The organism is Mycobacterium sp. 94-17 (genome assembly GCF_035617725.1).
Taxonomy (GTDB): Bacteria; Actinomycetota; Actinomycetes; order Mycobacteriales; family Mycobacteriaceae; genus Mycobacterium.
The window spans coordinates 76,882-94,483 of record NZ_JAPIYN010000024.1 but is presented as its reverse complement, the minus strand read 5'-3'; the positions used below and the strand labels follow the sequence as shown (position 1 = coordinate 94,483).

Sequence of the window (17,602 nt, the reverse complement as noted above, 5' to 3'; positions counted from 1 at the left end):
AGGGTGCCGTGGCGTTGCGCGGTCGCGGTGGCGGCCAGCGCGGGTGCCAGCGGTTGGCCGGTGAGTCCGTGGCGGGGACCGAGTTCGGCGGCGTCGGTGACGCGGCGGGTGGCGTCGGCGTGGCTGATCAGTGTCGCGTCGGCGATCGCGTGCGGCAGTGTGGCGCCCAATTCCGTGGGCGTGGCTTGGTGGGCAAGGGAATTGATCAGCGGGTGTTCCAGGGCCGGTAGCTGGCGGCGTAGCTTCTCGCAACGCGCCAGCATCGCCAACTGTTCGGGGGTGGTCAACGCCGTGCAGTCGAACGCGGCCACCTCGTCGAACGCCGCGTCCAGCGCATCCCACGCCGCCGACAACGCTTCGCGATCAACACTCACAACCCGAAGCTATCGGAGCCCACCGACAAGAATCCGTGGACAGTGACTCCTGAAACATAAGTGACACAAGATTTTTAAGCGACTTGTCGGCCGAAGACAACCACGCGCATATCTTTGTGGTTCGGCGACGATCCCGCTGTCGTGGCTGCGGGCTAGCATGCGGATGTGAACGGCTCGTATACCTACACATTCGACGAAATCCGGGACCTCCCGGTGGCGGTGATCGGCGCGGGAACGCTGGGCCGGCGCATCGCGCTGATGCTGGCCAGCCGCGGGGGAGCGGTGCGCATCTACGCCCGTCGCCCCGAACAGCGCGCCGAGGCGACGCGATACGTCGCGGAGAACCTTCCGACGCTGTTGCGGAACAGAGGCTTTGGTGAAGCGGGTAGCGCAACCGGCGCGGCAACGCTAGAGGAGGCGCTGGACGGCACATGGCTGGCGGTGGAGTCCGTCCCGGAGCGCCTCGACGTCAAGATTCCGCTGTGGGGCGAGATCGACCGGGCCGCGCCGCCGGGAACCATCTTCGCGACCAACTCGTCGTCGTTCCCGTCGCGCCTGATGGCCGAAAAGGTGCGGGACAGAACGCGGTTGTGCAATGCGCACTTCTACATGCCGCCGGAAGTCAACGGGGTCGACCTGATGTCGGATGGCGAAACGGACCGTGGCCTGCTCGACACCTTGCTGACGGTCCTGCCCGAGTTCGGTGTTCACCCTTTCGAAGCACGCAAGGAATGCACCGGCTTCATCTTCAATCGCATCTGGGCGGCCATCAAGCGCGAGTCGCTGGCCGTCGTCGCCGAGGGCGTCGCGCGCCCGGAGGACGTCGACGGCATGTTCAAGGTCAACTGGGGCGTACCGGCCGGGCCGTTTCAGATGATGGATCTGGTCGGTCTCGACGTCGTGCTCGACATCGAGAACCATTACGCCGCAGAGCTTCCGCACCTACCGCAGAATGTGCGGAAGCTGTTGCAGGCCTATGTCGACGAAGGCAAGCTCGGCATCAAGACCGGCGAGGGCTTCTACTCGTACCGTTGATCGGATTGCCCTGCGCCGTGAGCGCCACCGCGGTGGCCACCGCCTCGAGCAGACGGCTCAGATTCCCCGCGTCCCCGACGTCGCGGTCACCGGCGGCCAGTCGGGTGAAGACACCGGCGATGAACGTGGTGACCGCGGTGGTCTGCGCGTCCAGGAGCGCCGGGTCGCGGGTGTCCGGCTGCAGGTGGGCGATGGCGTCACGGGCCATGCCATTGATCCGGGCAACGAACACCTGCGACGTATCGGCGAGACCGGGATCGCGTGCGGCGCCGAGCAGCAGTTCGTGGCGCGCCCTGTTGAGCATGAGGCCCGGCCCGTGGGCCTGAATCATGGTGAGCCGGGCCAGGTGTGCGAAGGGTGACAGCGGATCGAGCGGTTCGTCGATCACCGACTGCAGGTTGGCCACATCGATCTGCGCAACCCGCTGGCCGACTCCGCGCAGCAGGGCCGCGCGGGTGCGGTAGTAGTACGACGTGGTGCCCTCCGGGACGCCGGCAACGCGGTCGACCTGCCCGTGCGTCAGGCCGCGGGATCCGTGCTCGGCCAGCACCCGGATCGCCGCGTCGCACAGTTTGCGGCGACGCTCGTCGCCGTCCCTCTTGCGTGTGGTCATGGTCAACGCAGGACCGTGCCGCCGTCGATGTTGACGACCTGACCGTTGATCCACTCGCCTTCGGCGGACAGCAGGAACGCGACCAGTGCCGCGATGTCGTTGGGATCGCCGACGCGGGTGCCGCGGATGCGTTTGAGTGCGCCGGCCTCGAGGTCCGGCCACTGCGGCACGGAGCGGATCATCTCGGTAGCGGTGAAGCCGGGCGCCACCGCGTTACACCGGATGCCTTCCTTCCCCCACCGCGACGCGACGTGCCGTGTCAGCGCCCCGATGCCGGCCTTGGCCGTGGCGTAGGCGGGTCGCGCGGGTTCGCCCTGGAACGCCGCCGCCGAGGACATGTTGACGATGGCCCCGCCGCCTCGGCGCAACATCTGCGGGATGGCGTATTTCATCGCGGCCACATACCCGCGCAGGTTCACCGTCATGACGCGGTCCCAGACGTCGAAGTCGATGTCGACGACGTCGGTGTCGGCGCGGATGGTACTCATATCCGCGCCCACGTTGAACAGCAGGTCAACACCACCGAAAGCGGTTGCGGCGGAATTGATTAAGCCGGCCATCGACTCGGGATCGGCGAGGTCGGCGGCGACATTGGACGCCGTGCCGCCCGCGGCGCAGATGCGTTCGGCGGTCCGGCGCGCGGCGTCGTCGGCGATGTCGCCGATGACCACGCGGCAGCCTTCCCTGCCCAACCTTGCGGCCGTCGCCGCGCCGATGCCGGTGGCGCCGCCGACCACAATCGCGACCTTGTCGGTCAGACCTTGGAGTCCCATGGATATTGACTTTACCTCTAGAACTGTAGAGGATCGCCAGTCATGGCAGGGATTCATCGCGAGCGCCCCGGCGCCGACGACCTCTCGGCGGCGACGGACAGCCCCGCGCAGCCCCTGGGCGCCGGCGTCTGGATGTCGCCGGGCGTCTCCAACTCCTACGCGATAACCACCGACGAGGGACGCGTCATCGTCAACGCCGGGCTGGTCTTCGAAGGACCATTGCACCGCAACGCGTTTGCCGACGTGGCCGGGCCGACGCGGGCAATCATCGTCACCCAGGGACACGCCGACCACTGGGGCGGAGTGAACTCGCTGCGCGACGAGGGCACCGAGATCGTGATGCACCGCAACTACCGTTACTGGCGCGACGACAACCATCGGCTGATGGGATACCGCGTACCCAAGACGTCGTTTGCGTTCCAGAAGTTCTCCGACGCCGTGATGGGGCACTTCAAGACGATCGATCCGGCCACGATCGACTTCTCCTTTCCCGAGCCGACCACGACATTCGACCGCCACCACTCGTTGAACCTCGGCGGGCGCACCTTCGAGCTGACGTGGACACCGGGCGGTGAGACCACTGACGCGCTGGTGGTCTGGCTGCCCGAGGACCGAACCCTGTTCACCGGCAACCTGTTCGGGCCGCTGTTTGGGCACGTTCCCAACCTGATGACCATTCGCGGCGACCGCTACCGCGACCCCATTCTGTACATCGAGGCCCTGAACGCTGTGCTGGAATACGGTCCGGAGCGGCTAATCACCGGCCATTTCGCCCCGATCGAAGGTGCCGATCTGATCGCCGGAGAAGTCACCGCGATGCGCGACGCGATGCAGGCCGTGCACGACCGCACCGTCGAGTTGATGAACGCCGGCACCGACCTCTACACGGCCATGCGTGAGGTCCGGGTGCCCGAGCATCTCGACGTGGGCGAAGGGTACGGCCAGACGTCGTGGAATGTGCGTGGCATTTGGGAGATGTATGCCGGGTGGTTTCAGCACCGCTCCACCACCGAGCTCTACGGGGTGGCGCCGGGATCGGTGGCCGCGGACCTGGTACGCGCCGCGGGTGCCGACGCGCTGGTCGAGGCGGCCCACACCCACGTCGCGGGCGGGCGCCCGGTGCAGGCGCTGCACCTCACCGACCTCGTGCTGGCCGTCGAGCCCGCTCACCCGGCGGGGCGCGCGGTAGCCGCCGACGCGCACGAGGCGCTGCTGGCCGACACCGACAACTTCTGGAAGAGAGCCTGGCTCACCAAACACATCAACGAATTGAGGACGCCCGAATGAATTCCCTGACCTTCGATTTCACCGGCGCCAAGGTGCTGGTGACCGGTGGCACCAGCGGGATCGGCAACGCGATCGCGGCCGAATTCGCCGGGGCCGGCGCGTCGGTCACGGTGACCGGGACCCGCACGTCGGCCGACGACTATCCCGAGACGGAACTGCGCGCGTTCACCTACCGTCAATGCCAGATTCAAGAGCCCGATTCCGTTGACGCGCTGGCGGATTCACTCGGCGAACTCGACATCCTGGTCAACAACGCGGGCGGGCCCTATCCGGCGGGCGACGAATACGACCCCGACGGCTACGTCGCATCGGTGGCGCAGAACATGTTCGGCCCCATGCGGCTGACCATGCGTTGTTACGAACTGCTCAAGGCGAGCCGGGCGCCCGGGGGCGCCAGTGTGGTCAGCGTCGTCTCGATGTCCGCGTTCCGCTCCGCGGTCTTCGTCCCCGGGTATGCCTCGTCGAAGATGGGCCTGATCGCCCTGACGATGAACCTGTCCCGCCGCTGGGCCAATGACGGAATCCGGGTCAACGCGATCGCACCCGGGCTCATCGACACCCGGATGACGCGCCCCGCCATGGGAATTGCTGCCGTCATGGACGTGGAGATCGGCTTCCACACGCCACTGGGCAGACCGGGAACACCGCAAGACTGCGCGGGCGCGGTGTTGTTCCTGTGTACCGACGCGGCGTCCTACATCACCGGCAGCACCATCGCCGTCGACGGCGGGTACCTGACGGTCTGAGATCATGGGTGATCCAAACGAATTGGCCGAGATCAATACGGCCGACGACGTCTTCCGGCTGGCCTCCCAACGCGCCGGGGTGACCGAAATCGACTCCGTCTCTTGGCGAGACGGATTGGGACTCATCGTCGACGAGGTCAACAACTCTCCGGCCCTCACCCCTTTCGGCCGGGATCGAGTGTTGGGCGACGCCACCGACGCCCTGGGCCGGCGCATGCTGGTGCACGACTATATTCAGTCCCACCCCGAAGTGCTGGACACGCCGGTGGAGCGGCCGCTGATCGTGCTCGGCATGCCGCGCACCGGCACCACGGTGATCAGCTACCTGCTCGACCAGGACCCGGCACGCCGCTCGCTGCTGCACTGGCAGTGCGTGCACCCGATACCGCCGGCCGGCACCGAGATGCTGCGCACCGATCCGCGGTGTCTGGCCCTCCTCGAGGAACAGCGCAACATCCTCGAGTTCGTCAAAAAGGCGAAAATGCCGCTGCCGCACTGGGAAGACGCCGACGGACCCACCGAGGACATGTTCATCCACAACCAGGACTTCAAGGGCCTGTCCTGGGACTCGTTCCTGCCGACGGATCGCTACGCGCGGTGGCTTTTCGACGAGGCCGACATGACCAGCACCTACGAATACCAGAAGCGTTATCTGCAAGTGCTGCAATCGAAAGCGCCCGGTAGCTGGAGCCTGAAGATGCCGTCGCACTCGGTGCACATCGAAGCGTTGCTGAAGGTGTTCCCGGATGCGCGATTGATTTGGGCGCACCGCGACCCGTACAAGGCGACGGGCTCGTTGTGCAACCTGTGGCGGCTGCCACAGCGCCTGGTGATGAACACCGAGCTGGTGGATCAGACGGAGATGGGTCGCGCCGCGATGTGGCAGATGGGTTACCACGTCGATCGCCCGCTGCGGGCGCGCGACCGCATCGGCGACGAACGCTTCTTCCACATGTACTACCAGGAGATGATGCGCGACCCGATGGACGTCATGCGGCGCATCTACGAGTGGGCAGACGAACCGCTGACCGCCGAAACCGAGGCGCGCATGCGCAATTGGCTCGCCGCGCACCCGCAGGATTTGTTCGCGCTCAACGCCTACAGCCTCGACCAGTACGGACTGAGCGTCGAACAACTCGAACCGGTCTTCGCCGAATACCTGGATACCTTCGATATCGAACTGGAAGGCACACCATGAAAGCGTGCGTGATCACCGGGCCGGGCACGGCAGAGGTCGTCGACGCGCAACGACCACACGCCGGACCGGACGACGTGTTGGTCCGAATGCGGGCCTGCGGCATCTGCGGCTCGGACGCGTTCTACATCACGATCGGCGGTGTGCCGCCGCGCCAGGAGCATACGCCGCTCGGCCACGAGCCCGCGGGCGAAGTCGTCGAGGTCGGCGACAGGGTGGCCGGGATTGCCGTCGGCGACCACGTCGTCATCAATCCGATGGCGGCGCCGGGTGGCATCATCGGCAACGGCGGACCCGCCGGGGCCCTCGCGAACTATCTGTTGGTCGAAAAGGCCGTCCGCGGAACGAGTCTCGAAGTCATCCCGAACCATATCCCATGGGAGGTCGCCGCCCTCAACGAACCGATGGCCGTCGCGCGCCACGGCGCAAACCAGTGCAAACCCCACCCGTCGGACAAGGTCGCCATCTTCGGGGCCGGCCCGATCGGGCTGGGTGCGACGCTGGCGTTCAAATCCCTTGGTGTGCAACATGTCGTGGTCATCGACCTGATCTCGAGTCGCCTCGATAAGGCGCTGCGGATCGGCGCTGACGCCGTCATCAACTCCACCGACGAGGACGTCGTCAAGCGGCTGATCGAGCTGCACGGTGCGGGCGAGTCGATGTTCCCCGGCAAGGCAGGCACCGACATCTATCTCGACGCCGCGGGCGTGCCGGCCGTCGTGAACACCGCGCTGGCCGCCGCTCAGAAGGGCGCCACTCTGGGAATCGTTGGCGTGCATAAGGAACCGGTCCCGGTCGAATTCGTCAACGTGATGAGCAACGAGATCACCATCGTGGGGTCCATGGGCTATCCCGACGAGATTTTCCAGGTGACCAAGGACCTCGTCGCGAACTGGGAGAAATACGCGCTGATCGTCAGCCACACCGTCGCGTTCGACGACGTCGGGGCGGCACTGAAACTGGCGACAACGCCCGGCGCCGCCGACAAGGTCGTGGTTACGTTCTAGTGTCCTACCTGGCGAGGTAGCCGAGGGCAAGCCGTGCGGCGTTGGCGCCGCACATGCCGTGCGCGCCGGGCCCCGGCGGGGTGGCCGCCGAGCAGATGTACATCCCGGGCACGCCAATGGTGTACGGCGACAGTGTGATTCGCGGGCCGAACGTCAGCTGCCGAATGTCCTTGGCGCCGGTCATGATATCGCCGCCGACATAGTTGAGGTTGTAGGAACCCATCTGTGTGGTGGTGCGGACCGCCTGGCCGACGATGCGGTCCCGGAAGCCGGGCGCGAACCGCTCGATCTGGCCGATGATCGCCTCGGTCGCGTCGCCGGTATAGCCGTTGGGCACATGCGCATAGGTCCACACCGGGTGGACGTTGCCCACCGAGCGCTGCGGGTCCGCCAGATACTGCTGCCCGATTAACACGAACGGCCGGTCCGGCATCCGCCCGGCGTGGATATCGCGCTCGGTCGCGGCAAGCTCGGCGTAGGTCCCGGCCAGGTGCACCGTGCCGGCGCGGTGGGCGTCGGGATTCGTCCAGGGCACGCCGCCCTCGACGGCGAAGTCGACCTTGAACGCCCCGGGGCCCCGACGAAACCTGTTGAAGGCCTTGCGAACCCGGTGCGGCAGCCGCTCGCCCAGGATGCTGGCGACCGCGCCGGGCGCCAAATCAAACATGGTGACGTCGGCCGGCGGCAGCTGCGATGCCTCCCAAACCCGCACGCCGGTCTCGATCTTGGCACCCAGCTCACCCAGCAGCGACACCATCGCGTTGGTGATCGACTGCGATCCGCCCGCGGCCACCGCCCAGCCGTGCCGGTGGCCCGCGGTGATGATGCCCAGCCCGATCGCGGACGTCATCGGATAGTGCAGCGGTCGGAAGGCATGGGCCGCAACACCTCCGAACAACGCGCGCGCCTCGTCGGTACGGAACAGCCGGGCGAGCGTGGACGCGGGTAACACGGTGGGAGCTCCGAAACGGGCCAGCGCCAAAGGGTGATCCGGCAACCGCAGCAGCGGCCCCATGATGTCCTCGTTCAGCAGGTCGAAGCGCGCCACCGGCCCGCCGAACGCGAGCCGCCACCGCGACCCGTCGCGCCCCAGACCGGCCGCGGTCTGTTCCACCGACCGGTACAGCACGCCTGCGCCGCCGTCGTCGAGCGGGTGCACGCAGTCGATCTCCGGCAAGCGCCATGACAGGCCATAACGCTGGAGTCCGGCCTCGCTGTGGAAGTGGGAGCCGACGGCCATCGGGTGGATCGCCGAGCAGTGGTCGTGCAGCAGGCCGGGGATGATCGCCTCGCCGCTGCGGGCGCCACCGCCGACCTCATCGGCGGCCTCGAGGACGGTGACCTGCACGCCTGCGGCCGCCAGGGATATGGCGGCGGCCAGGCCGTTGGGCCCGCCGCCCACCACCACCGCGGTGCTCATGCCAATACTCCGTGACCGTGACCGTGACCGTGACCGTGATCCTGATCCGTCCGCGCCGAGGCGGGGCCGGTGCCGCGCAGCGACCATTCCACCTTAAGCGGGATGGGCCCGTTGGGCAGCCACGGCTGCTCGGCGACCGCGTCGGCGACGTTCCAGGTGCCCCGCTCGATCACCCCGAGCGCGGCGTCGATCAGCTGGTAGTGCTGCACACCGCTGCCGAAGGCCTCGGACTCCACCCAGGCGATGACGCACTCGCCCGGCTCGAAGCCGGCTTCGCTCTGCACTGCGCGGATGAAGTCCTCGTTGTGCAGGTGGCCGTCGCCGAAGTTGAACCCGACGACGGAGTTGCACAGGAACTCGCCCTCCCGCACGGTGCGCGTGTCGATGTCCGGCAGGTGCGTCAACAGCAGGGAGAACAGGCCGCGGCCCTGGCTGTGCATGCTCCGCCACGCGATGGTCTTCTGCGCGGTGATCTCTGCCAACGCCGGTTCGTAGCCGAACGCGACGAACTGGTCGACCTGGTTCCCGGCGGAGCGAGTGACCCGGTTCAGCTTCGCCTCCGCGCCCGGGGCGAACGCCCATACCGCCGACGCCCAGTTGCCGGCGTACTGCCGCAGCGAGGGCAGAAACGACACCTTGTCCGGCCGCAGGTTGCCCAGGATCGGGAAGAACAGCAGCCCGGCGGCGATCACCAGGGCCAGCCACGCGGGAGTCATGTTCCACGGCGCGTATCCATTCCAGTTCGGGAACCCGAGGAACAAGAAGATCGTGGTATAGGCGAAGACGACGTTCCATTCCAGCGGCACCGCGAGCGGGAACGTCGAGATGATGAACAGGTGGAACCCCACCATCAGCAGTGCCGCGGCCAACGTCAGCCACTTGTTCGTCGAGAAGAACAGGACCAGCGGGGCGGCGATTTCCACCGTGGTGCCATTGACGTGCGCCATGAACTCCGCCAGCTTCGAGGGCCGCATGTCGCGCCCGAAGTCACGGTAATGGGCCCGCCGCACGAACTTGGGCGCGAATATCGTGTTGCTGACCATCGGCGGAATGACGTTGGAGAAATGCTTGCCGAACTTCGAGAAGCCGGCACCGACCCACACGACCACGATCAGCATCTTGAGCGCGATGATCATGTTCACGTACGGCAGCGCGGCGAAGTAGAACAGCGCCGGGAAGTACTGCTCACCGCGGGCGGCCAGGAATATGGTCTTGTCCCGCACGCCGATCAGCACCAGCAGCGCCATCGGCGCGATCAGCAGTGCCGGATTCACTAACCCGGATATGTTGTGCGGCAACGCTTTCGACAGCCCGTCGGTGTGCACGCCCGGTGCCAGCAGCGCGACCGCCAGGGACACCAACAGCCCCAGGTAGACCGCGATGTCGAACCAGGTGCGCCGGTCGCCGTCGGTGAAGGGCACCCACTTCCACGGCCGTAGCCGGATGGTTCCCGGTCGGGCCCAGAATAGGATGCCGCCGGTCATCGGTTTGACCTTGCCGGCCAGCGGACCCCAGGAGCCTGCGACGCCGACGGCCTCGAGCAGCACCGTCCACAGGATGACCTTCTGGTAGACGATCGGCTGGTTCCACCATTGGGTCACGTGCCAGAAGGCGGGCAGCCCCGATGTCGCCGTCGCGAGCGTGATTCCGCCGATCGCGAAGAAGACGACCAGCTTCAGGATGTAGATGGTGTGGACCATTCGCGGTGCGCCGAAACCGTTTTCGGCCCATTCGCCGACGAGGATCCGCACTCGCTCCAGGAGCGGCTTGCGAAGGAACGCGTCCGGGTCGAATGAAGGCAGAGCCGGTTTTGTGAATCCCATTTCATTGCTCCTGGGGTTGTGATGGCTGGCGAGCACGACTGCGGACAACGTTAGGAATCGGGTGCGGTGCGACAAAGTCGCGAATCGACAAAACCCGGCGGCGGCATTATCGTCGCGCAACAACCGCGGGGGCTAACGTCAGTGGGGTGCGGAAAGAACGCCTCGACGACGACGTGGCCGTGGACCGCTACGTCGCCGAGATCGCGACCCGGTTGCATGATCGGCTGGCCGACGTGACGTCGGATGTTCACGGTGCCCTCGAAGGCCAGATACCCGATCTGCGCCGCGACGCGCGAATCATGGAACTGCTCGGGGCCAGCGTCGAAGGCAACGTGGACACCATGTTGCATGCGTTGCGCTACAACATCGCCGTCGAACGGGTCGAGGCGCCTACCGCGGCGCTGGAGTACGCGCGCCGGCTGGCCCAGCACGGGGTGCCGGTGAACGCGCTGGTGCGCGCCTACCGGCTGGGCCAGCGCCGGATGAACGAGCTGATTTTCGCCGAATTGCGCGCGACCGATATCCCCGAGCCCGGGCGCGTCGCGGTGATCGAGGCCATCAGCGCCGCGATATTCGACTACATCGACTGGATGTCGCAACAAGTGGTCGCCGTCTACGAAGACGAACGGGAACGGTGGCTGGAAAGCCAGAACAGCCTGCGCGGAGTGCGGGTGCGCGAGATCCTGGCCGCAACCAAGACCATCGATGTCGATGCGGCAAGCACGGCGATCCGCTATCCGCTGCGCTGGCACCACCTGGGGCTGGTCATGTGGGTCCGCGATCACAGTGCCGATGTCGACGAACTTCCCCGGCTGCAACGGTTTGTCCGCGAACTCGGCGAAGTCACCGGCGTGGACGCGGCTCCGCTGTTCGTCGCGGCGGACCGCAGCTGTGGTTGGGGTTGGCTGCCGTATCGAACGGCGGGCGGCGATGCCGTCGAGGCGCTTCGCCGGTTCGCCCAGACCAGACCCGATTCGCCCAGCGTGGCGATCGGGACGACGTCCGGCGGCGTCGACGGCTTTCGGCGCTCACACCGGGAGGCGGCGCAGGCTCGTGGCGTCGCGATCGTCAGCGAGGGGAGCGCGCCGTCGGTGACCGCCGCCAACGACCCCGGTTTGTCCGTGGTGGCGCGGCTCGGTGGCGACGTCGCCGGTATTCGCGAGTGGGTGGCCGACGTGCTGGGCGAGCTCGCGGGCGATACCGAGAACGACGGGCGGCTCCGCGAGACGTTGCGGGTCTATCTGGGTTGCGGCGCCAGCTACAAGGTGGCCGCCGAGGAACTCAACATGCACTTCAACTCGGTGAAGTACCGGGTCGGCCGCGCCGTGGCCCGGCGCGGCCGCGAGATCGGCGGCGACCGGCTGGACGTGGAGCTGGCGTTGCTCGCCTGTCGCTGGTACGGCGCCGCCGTGCTGCAGCAAAAAGCCCGGTAGCCCAGCCGGGCCACCGGGCTTCGGTGAGTTGGGCTATGCGGCGGAGACGACCCGGCGAGATGCTGTGGGCAAGTAGCGCGCAGCGCCGGCCCGTCCGGAGCCACGGCGCACGACGGCGTGGACGGCGGTGATGAGCGCCGGAACCAGAACCGGGAAGGTGATCAGGACGAGCATTGCGGCGATGGTCAGGTAGGACGTGATGAGGCTGGACATGGTTGACTCACATTTCTCTGCGGCGCGGGTCGCTGGGATAGGTTGTGGGAGTTGATACTTCGAGCCGAGGTTGAATTCGACGCTGTGTTCGTGACGAAACCTAGCCGCGCCGGATCAGCATGGCGATGTCGCCTGGCAATCAAGTTGTGCCCAGCTTTTATCTTCTGGCGACAAAGCCCGTCGAAGCCGGGGCGTCCCGCACCTCGCTGCGCTGCCGGCTGATCGGCCTCGGCGTCACGGTTCTCGTCAGCGCCCTGCCCGCCGCACTACGGCAGCAGCCGCTCGATTTCGAACACCAGACACAACTCGGCGATGTCCCTCGGGCGCGACAATGTTCGGCCGGTCAACTCCTCGATGCGGCGCAGCCGGTGCCGCACGGTATTGGGATGGCAATAGATCCTGGCCGCGGTGTCGTTGGCCGACCCGCCGGCTTGCAGCCACGCTTCGAAGGTGTCGAGCAGCACCGCGCGTTCCTCGATCGGCAGTTCGTCGAGCCGGGACAGCAGCGACGACTTGACCTTCGCCATCGTCTCCGGGTCGCTGACCGCGGCGATGGCGAGCGGGCTGGCGTCGAAGACGGCAACCAGCGAATCGGCCGATGGTTTTCCGCTGACCGCGATCCGGGCGAAGCGCAGTGCGTCACCGGTTTCGGCGAGGTCGTTGAACGGCGGGCTGATGCCCACGCGCGCCCTCGCCGCCTGTCGTAGCACGTCGAGGGCCATCCTGAGCGCATCGTCCGGCGCGGGACCGCGCAGGTGGACGATGCCGACCTGCATGTCGGGCAGCAGCCGCCATGCCGACCGGATGTCGCGCGCGGACAGCTTGTTCTCGATGGCGGGCAGTCCCAGCTTGCCGATCGCGGGCAGTTCCGCCGCCACCACGACGTAGGGTCCCGACGTCGGCAGCCTGAGCAGGTCTGCGGCCTCCCACAGGCTCTGGGTGCCGGTGATTCGATGCGACAGCAGCGCTTCGACCAGCGCCGATCGCTCTTCCTCCCGCTCGAGGAGCTGCGCGGTCAATTGCTGGCGGTAGGCGCTGCTCATCGCCTGGGTGAAGGTGTCCTGCGCGAGGAAGACCCGCGCGGTGGCGCTCAGGATCGAGTCGGTGGGTATGGACGCGGCCCGAGCGGTGTCCAGGGTCTGCTCCCACATGAACCGGAATCCGATCCGGTAGGCGGTCATCACCGCGGGCAGCGGCACGCCGGTGAGCGCGCGGGCGACGCCGGTGCGCTCGGCCGGCGCTACATCGATATCGGGGGCGTCGGTATGGGAGGCGAGCGAGTCGAAGATGAATGTCACGTTCGCCACGCAACTTTCGCGAACGTCGTCCTTGGTGACGACGGAACCGTCGCGGTAGGCCTCGATTTCACGGCACAGCAGATCCGCCATCGCATCGCCCAAACTCGGCGCCCGGGCCAGCATGAGCTTGCCGAGCTCGATCACGTGGGGATCAACGCCCATACCCGCAAACCATAGGCCCGCTCATCGGCGGGTGTGCGTGGTGACACCGAACCGGGCCGGGTGTTGTCGGCGCGAACATTGTTGCCCGCGGCCGCCTGGCCGATCCTGGATGTAAGCAAAGCAAGCACTTCCCCCGGAGCTATCTCATGACCACACTCAGCGCCAATCTTGTTGCCGCGAAGAATCGTCACCCCGACCGCGTCGCGCTGCGCTGCGACGATCTGCAGTTCACCTACGCCGAGTTCGACGCGGCCGCCGCGCGGGTGGCGACCCTGCTCGAGCGGGCCGGCGTCGAGCCGGGCGACCGCGTGGGCCTGATGCTGCCCAACACGCCCGCATTCGCCGTCGCGTTCTACGGCGTGATGTATCGCGGCGCCGTCGCCGTCCCGATGAATCCGCTGCTCAAATCCCGCGAGGTTGCCTACTACCTGTCCAACAGCGGTGCCAAGGTGTTGTTCGGGACACCCGCATTCGCCGACGAGGCCACCGCCGGCGCGCGGGAGGCGGGGGCGCGGTGCTGGCTGGTCGACGACGCCGGCCTGGCTGAGCTGATCGCCGGCCTGCCCGCGCAGGACTCCCCGGTGCAACGCGGCGGCGAGGACGTCGCGGTCATCCTGCACACCTCCGGCACGACGGGAAAACCCAAGGGCGCCATGCTCACTCACGGCAGCCTGGGCCGCAACGCCGACGTGTGTGTCCGAAGGCTGGTGCAGATCACCCGGGACGACGTGGTGATGGGTTGCCTGCCGCTGTTCCATGTCTTCGGTCTGACCGGAGGCCTCAACGCGTCGGTGCTCGCCGGGGCAACGTTGACCCTGCTCGCTCGGTTCGATCCGCGTAAGGCGGTCGAGATCATCGAGCGCGACCGCGTGACGGTGTTCGAGGGCGTCCCGACGATGTATTCGGCGTTGCTGAGCATCGCGGATGATGCTGTGGCACAGGCGATGCAGAGCCTGCGGGCCTGCCTTTCCGGTGGCGCGTCGCTGCCGGTGCAGGTTCTCACCGACTTCGAGAATGCGTTCGGCTGCATGATCCTGGAGGGCTACGGGCTGTCCGAGACCTCTCCGGTGGCCTCTTTCAATCACCCGGACCGGCCCCGCAGGGCGGGCTCGATCGGCACCCCGATCGAGGGCGTCGAGATGCGGGTCGTCGACCCGAACGGGGACGAGCTTCCGCAGGGTGAGCGTGGCGAGATCCAGATTCGCGGCCACAACGTGATGAAGGGCTACTGGAACCTGCCCGACGCCACCAACGCCGCGATCACGCCGGACGGCTGGTTCAACACCGGCGACGTCGGACGCATCGACGAGGACGGCTACTTCTACATCGTCGACCGCACCAAGGACATGATCATCCGCGGCGGACTCAACGTCTACCCGCGCGAAATCGAGGAGGTGCTCTACGAGCACCCGGCGGTGGCCGAAGCCGCCGTGATCGGCATCCCGCACGACTCGCTCGGCGAGGAAGTCGGCGCCGCGGTCGCCCTCAAGACGCAGGGCGCGGTCACCGGCGACGAACTGCGCGACTACGTCAAGGCCCGGGTGGCCGCCTACAAGTACCCGCGCCGGGTCTGGCTCGTCGAGGAGCTGCCCAAGGGACCGACCGGCAAGGTCCAAAAGCGTGACATCACCATCCCCGCAACCGAACCGACAACCGAAAGCGCACGATAACCATGGCTGACCAAAACCCCGAAGTCGAAGAGCTGGCCGCGCCGCTGGACCTGCTGCTCACCAGTGCCACGAAGCCATTCGCCGGCCGGATGATGCCGGACTCCACCTGGGCGCGCTTCGCCCGCAACCTCGCGCAGCACCCCGGCGCGGTGGCCGACCGGGCCGGCACGCTGACACGCGAACTCCGCAACATCGCCGCCGGCACGTCTCATCGCGCTCCGGCGCGCGCCGACAAACGCTTCAGCGACCCCGCGTGGCAACAGAATCCGCTGCTGCACCGAATCATGCAGGCCTACCTCGCAGGTGCCGAGACCGCCCAGGGGCTGCTCGGCGACGCCGCGTTGGACTGGCGAGACAAAGAGAAGATGCAGTTCGTCGTCGACAACATCGTGGAAGGCCTGGCGCCCACCAACAACCCACTGATCAGCCCGCTCGGTTGGAAAGCCCTGATCGACACCGGTGGCCTGAGCGCGCTGCGAGGGATGAAAGCCTTTGCCCAGGACATGCTTTCGAAGCCCCGTGTGCCGGCGATGGTCGAACCCGACGCCTACGTGGTGGGGGAGACGGTGGCCGTCACCAAGGGAGCGGTGGTGCTGCAAACCTCGATGTTCGAATTGATTCAGTACGTCCCGCAGACCGAGAAGGTGCGCACGGTTCCGTTGCTCATGGTGCCGCCGGTGATCAACAAGTACTACATCATGGACATCGCACCCGGGCGCAGCATGATCGAATACTTTGTGCAGCAAGGCCAGCAGGTCTTCGTGATGTCGTGGCGCAATCCGCAAGCGCGGCACCAGGACTGGGGCTTCGATGCCTACGGCGGTGCGATTATCCAGGCAATGGACGCGGTGCAGAAAATCGCCGGAACCGACAGCACCCATCTGCTGGCGACCTGCTCCGGAGGCATCCTGGCCGCGATGGTCGCGGCTCACCTCGCCGAGATCGGCGAGGGCGAGCGGGTCGCCAGTCTGACCCTCGCGGTCACCGTGCTGGACGAGACCCGGGCCGGCTTCGCCGCCGCCGCGATGAGCGACCGCGCGGCGCAGGCGGCGATCCGCGTCTCGGCCAGGAAAGGGTATCTGGACGGCCGTGACATGGCGGAGATGTTCGCGTGGCTGCGGCCCACCGACCTGGTCTGGCGGTATGTCGTGAACAACTACGTGCAGGGCCGCAAGCCCGCCGCGTTCGACGTGTTGTTCTGGAACGCCGACACCACCCGGATGGCCGCTGCCCTGCACCGCGACATGGTGCTGATGGGGCTGCGGAACGCGCTGGTCACGCCCGGCGGGGTCAGCATGCTGGGCACCCCGGTGGACCTGTCGAAGGTGACCGCCGACGCGTACGTCATCGGTGGGATCGCCGATCACATTTCACCCTGGCAGGCCACCTATCGCAGCGCACGTCTGCTCGGCAGCAAGGACAACCGCTACGTGCTGTCCTCCAACGGTCACATCGCGGCGCTGGTCAACCCACCTGGAAACCCGAAGGCTTCGTTCCGGTCGGGCCTCGCCGATGCCGAAGATCCGCAAGAATGGCTGGACTCGGCTCACAAGTCACCCGATTCGTGGTGGTCGGACTACGTGGCGTGGCTCGCCGAACGCAGCGGCCCCGACACCGACGCTCCGAAAGCCCTTGGTGGAGAACATCTCCCGCCGCTTGGACCGGCTCCCGGCAGCTACGTGATGGAGAAGTGAGCCATGCCTGGCGCACAACGTGGCAAGACCCAGGCGGGCGCGATCGGTGAGGAACGCTACGTCAACGTCGGAGGGCAGCGGATCCGGGTCAACGTGCGCAACGGCAGCGGCGTGCCGCTGGTGCTGTGCAACGGCATCGGCGCCAGCCTGGAAGTCCTGGATCCGCTGGTGGAGCAATTGGGCTGCGCGGTAGTCAGATTCGACGTCCCGGGCACCGGGGGATCACCGACATCGCCGCTGCCGTACGGATTCCCCTACCTCGCCTGGGTGCTGGGACGGCTGTTGTCCAAGGTCGGGATCGGCGTGGTGGATGTGCTGGGGCTGTCCTGGGGCGGTGCCCTGGCCCAGCAGTTCGCGTTTCAGAATCCACGCCGCTGCCGGCGCCTGGTGCTGGTAGCGACCGGTACCGGTGCCGTCATGGTGCCGGCCCATCCGGGGATTCTGGCGAAAATGGTTACCCCGCGCCGATTCTCGGACCCCGACTACGCGGCCGCGATCGCCGGTGAACTCTACGGTGGTACCGTGCGTGCCCACGGCGAAGACGTCGCGCGACTGTTCGTGAAGCAGTTGCACGCCGGATCCAAGATCGGCTACCTGCATCAGCTGCTCGCCGGTTCGGTCTGGACCAGTTTGTTCGCGCTGCCCGCGGTGCGGCAGCAGACCCTGATCGTGCAGGGCACCGACGACCCGATCATCCCGACGATCAACGCGCGCATCCTGCGTGCGTTGCTGCCTCATTCGCGGCTGCACCTGCATGACGGCGGGCACATCGACCTGGTGCACAACGCACCCGATCTTGCACCCGTCATCGCGGAATTTCTGAGTGAACGTTCGCGGGCGTAGCGCCATGGCGAAATCC

Annotated in this window: 16 protein-coding genes; 9 read left to right on the top strand and 7 right to left on the bottom strand. The window is 66.9% G+C overall.

Annotated features, from left to right (window positions below; genetic code table 11):
• Positions 1–374, bottom strand: a 374-nt coding sequence (locus tag OQ789_RS22595) for a DUF222 domain-containing protein (RefSeq protein WP_324688397.1), incomplete at its 3' end; no start/stop codon positions are given.
• Between the two features lie 165 nt (positions 375–539).
• On the opposite strand from OQ789_RS22595, the gene OQ789_RS22590 reads away from it, so the two are divergent.
• On the top strand, positions 540–1,409 hold the full coding sequence (locus tag OQ789_RS22590; RefSeq protein ID WP_324688396.1) for a 3-hydroxyacyl-CoA dehydrogenase family protein: 870 nt from the start codon (positions 540–542) through the stop codon (positions 1,407–1,409).
• Here OQ789_RS22590 and OQ789_RS22585 read toward each other — a convergent pair.
• Positions 1,375–2,022, bottom strand: a complete 648-nt coding sequence (locus OQ789_RS22585) for a TetR/AcrR family transcriptional regulator (protein ID WP_324688395.1) — start codon at positions 2,020–2,022, stop codon at positions 1,375–1,377. The genes OQ789_RS22590 and OQ789_RS22585 overlap by 35 nt on opposite strands.
• Before the next feature lie 2 nt (positions 2,023–2,024).
• A complete protein-coding gene (locus OQ789_RS22580; RefSeq protein WP_324688394.1) occupies positions 2,025–2,795 on the bottom strand; it encodes an SDR family NAD(P)-dependent oxidoreductase in 771 nt (256 codons plus the stop codon).
• Between the two features lie 42 nt (positions 2,796–2,837).
• Between OQ789_RS22580 and OQ789_RS22575 the strand changes: the two genes are divergently transcribed.
• Genes OQ789_RS22575 through OQ789_RS22560 form a run of 4 tightly spaced genes read left to right on the top strand, consistent with a single transcriptional unit; the run spans position 2,838 to position 7,030 of the window.
• Complete coding sequence (locus OQ789_RS22575; protein WP_324688393.1) at positions 2,838–4,082, top strand: alkyl sulfatase dimerization domain-containing protein; 1,245 nt, start codon at positions 2,838–2,840, stop codon at positions 4,080–4,082.
• Positions 4,079–4,828, top strand: coding sequence for an SDR family oxidoreductase (locus tag OQ789_RS22570; protein ID WP_324688392.1), 750 nt, complete (start codon positions 4,079–4,081; stop codon positions 4,826–4,828). The genes OQ789_RS22575 and OQ789_RS22570 overlap by 4 nt, the downstream gene beginning before the upstream one ends.
• A 4-nt stretch (positions 4,829–4,832) precedes the next feature.
• Positions 4,833–6,026 (top strand): sulfotransferase, encoded by a 1,194-nt coding sequence (locus tag OQ789_RS22565; protein WP_324688391.1) that lies wholly within the window; start codon positions 4,833–4,835, stop codon positions 6,024–6,026.
• Positions 6,023–7,030, top strand: a complete 1,008-nt coding sequence (locus OQ789_RS22560) for a zinc-dependent alcohol dehydrogenase (RefSeq protein ID WP_324688390.1) — start codon at positions 6,023–6,025, stop codon at positions 7,028–7,030. Before OQ789_RS22565 ends, OQ789_RS22560 begins: the two co-directional genes overlap by 4 nt.
• A gap of 4 nt (positions 7,031–7,034) precedes the next feature.
• On the opposite strand, the gene OQ789_RS22555 is transcribed toward OQ789_RS22560, so the two are convergent.
• On the bottom strand, positions 7,035–8,450 hold the full coding sequence (locus OQ789_RS22555) for an NAD(P)/FAD-dependent oxidoreductase (protein ID WP_324688389.1): 1,416 nt from the start codon (positions 8,448–8,450) through the stop codon (positions 7,035–7,037).
• Entirely contained in the window at positions 8,447–10,273 is a 1,827-nt protein-coding gene (locus OQ789_RS22550; protein WP_324688388.1) for a DUF3556 domain-containing protein, read from the bottom strand. The genes OQ789_RS22555 and OQ789_RS22550 overlap by 4 nt, the downstream gene beginning before the upstream one ends.
• 146 nt (positions 10,274–10,419) lie before the next feature.
• Between OQ789_RS22550 and OQ789_RS22545 the strand changes: the two genes are divergently transcribed.
• Positions 10,420–11,706, top strand: coding sequence for a PucR family transcriptional regulator (locus tag OQ789_RS22545; RefSeq protein ID WP_324688387.1), 1,287 nt, complete (start codon positions 10,420–10,422; stop codon positions 11,704–11,706).
• Between the two features lie 33 nt (positions 11,707–11,739).
• On the opposite strand, the gene OQ789_RS22540 is transcribed toward OQ789_RS22545, so the two are convergent.
• Together OQ789_RS22540 and OQ789_RS22535 are read right to left on the bottom strand one after the other, a co-directional pair.
• On the bottom strand, positions 11,740–11,919 hold the full coding sequence (locus OQ789_RS22540) for a hypothetical protein (protein WP_324688386.1): 180 nt from the start codon (positions 11,917–11,919) through the stop codon (positions 11,740–11,742).
• A 266-nt stretch (positions 11,920–12,185) separates the two neighbouring features.
• Positions 12,186–13,379, bottom strand: coding sequence for a helix-turn-helix domain-containing protein (locus OQ789_RS22535; RefSeq protein WP_324688385.1), 1,194 nt, complete (start codon positions 13,377–13,379; stop codon positions 12,186–12,188).
• A gap of 146 nt (positions 13,380–13,525) precedes the next feature.
• Between OQ789_RS22535 and OQ789_RS22530 the strand changes: the two genes are divergently transcribed.
• From OQ789_RS22530 to OQ789_RS22520, 3 genes are read left to right on the top strand one after another with little or no spacing between them, the layout of a single operon-like run.
• On the top strand, positions 13,526–15,049 hold the full coding sequence (locus OQ789_RS22530; protein ID WP_324688384.1) for a long-chain fatty acid--CoA ligase: 1,524 nt from the start codon (positions 13,526–13,528) through the stop codon (positions 15,047–15,049).
• Between the two features lie 2 nt (positions 15,050–15,051).
• Entirely contained in the window at positions 15,052–16,743 is a 1,692-nt protein-coding gene (locus tag OQ789_RS22525; RefSeq protein WP_324688383.1) for a PHA/PHB synthase family protein, read from the top strand.
• Positions 16,744–16,746: 3 nt separating this feature from the next.
• Positions 16,747–17,586 (top strand): alpha/beta fold hydrolase, encoded by an 840-nt coding sequence (locus OQ789_RS22520; RefSeq protein ID WP_324688382.1) that lies wholly within the window; start codon positions 16,747–16,749, stop codon positions 17,584–17,586.
• Positions 17,587–17,602 lie beyond the last annotated feature (16 nt).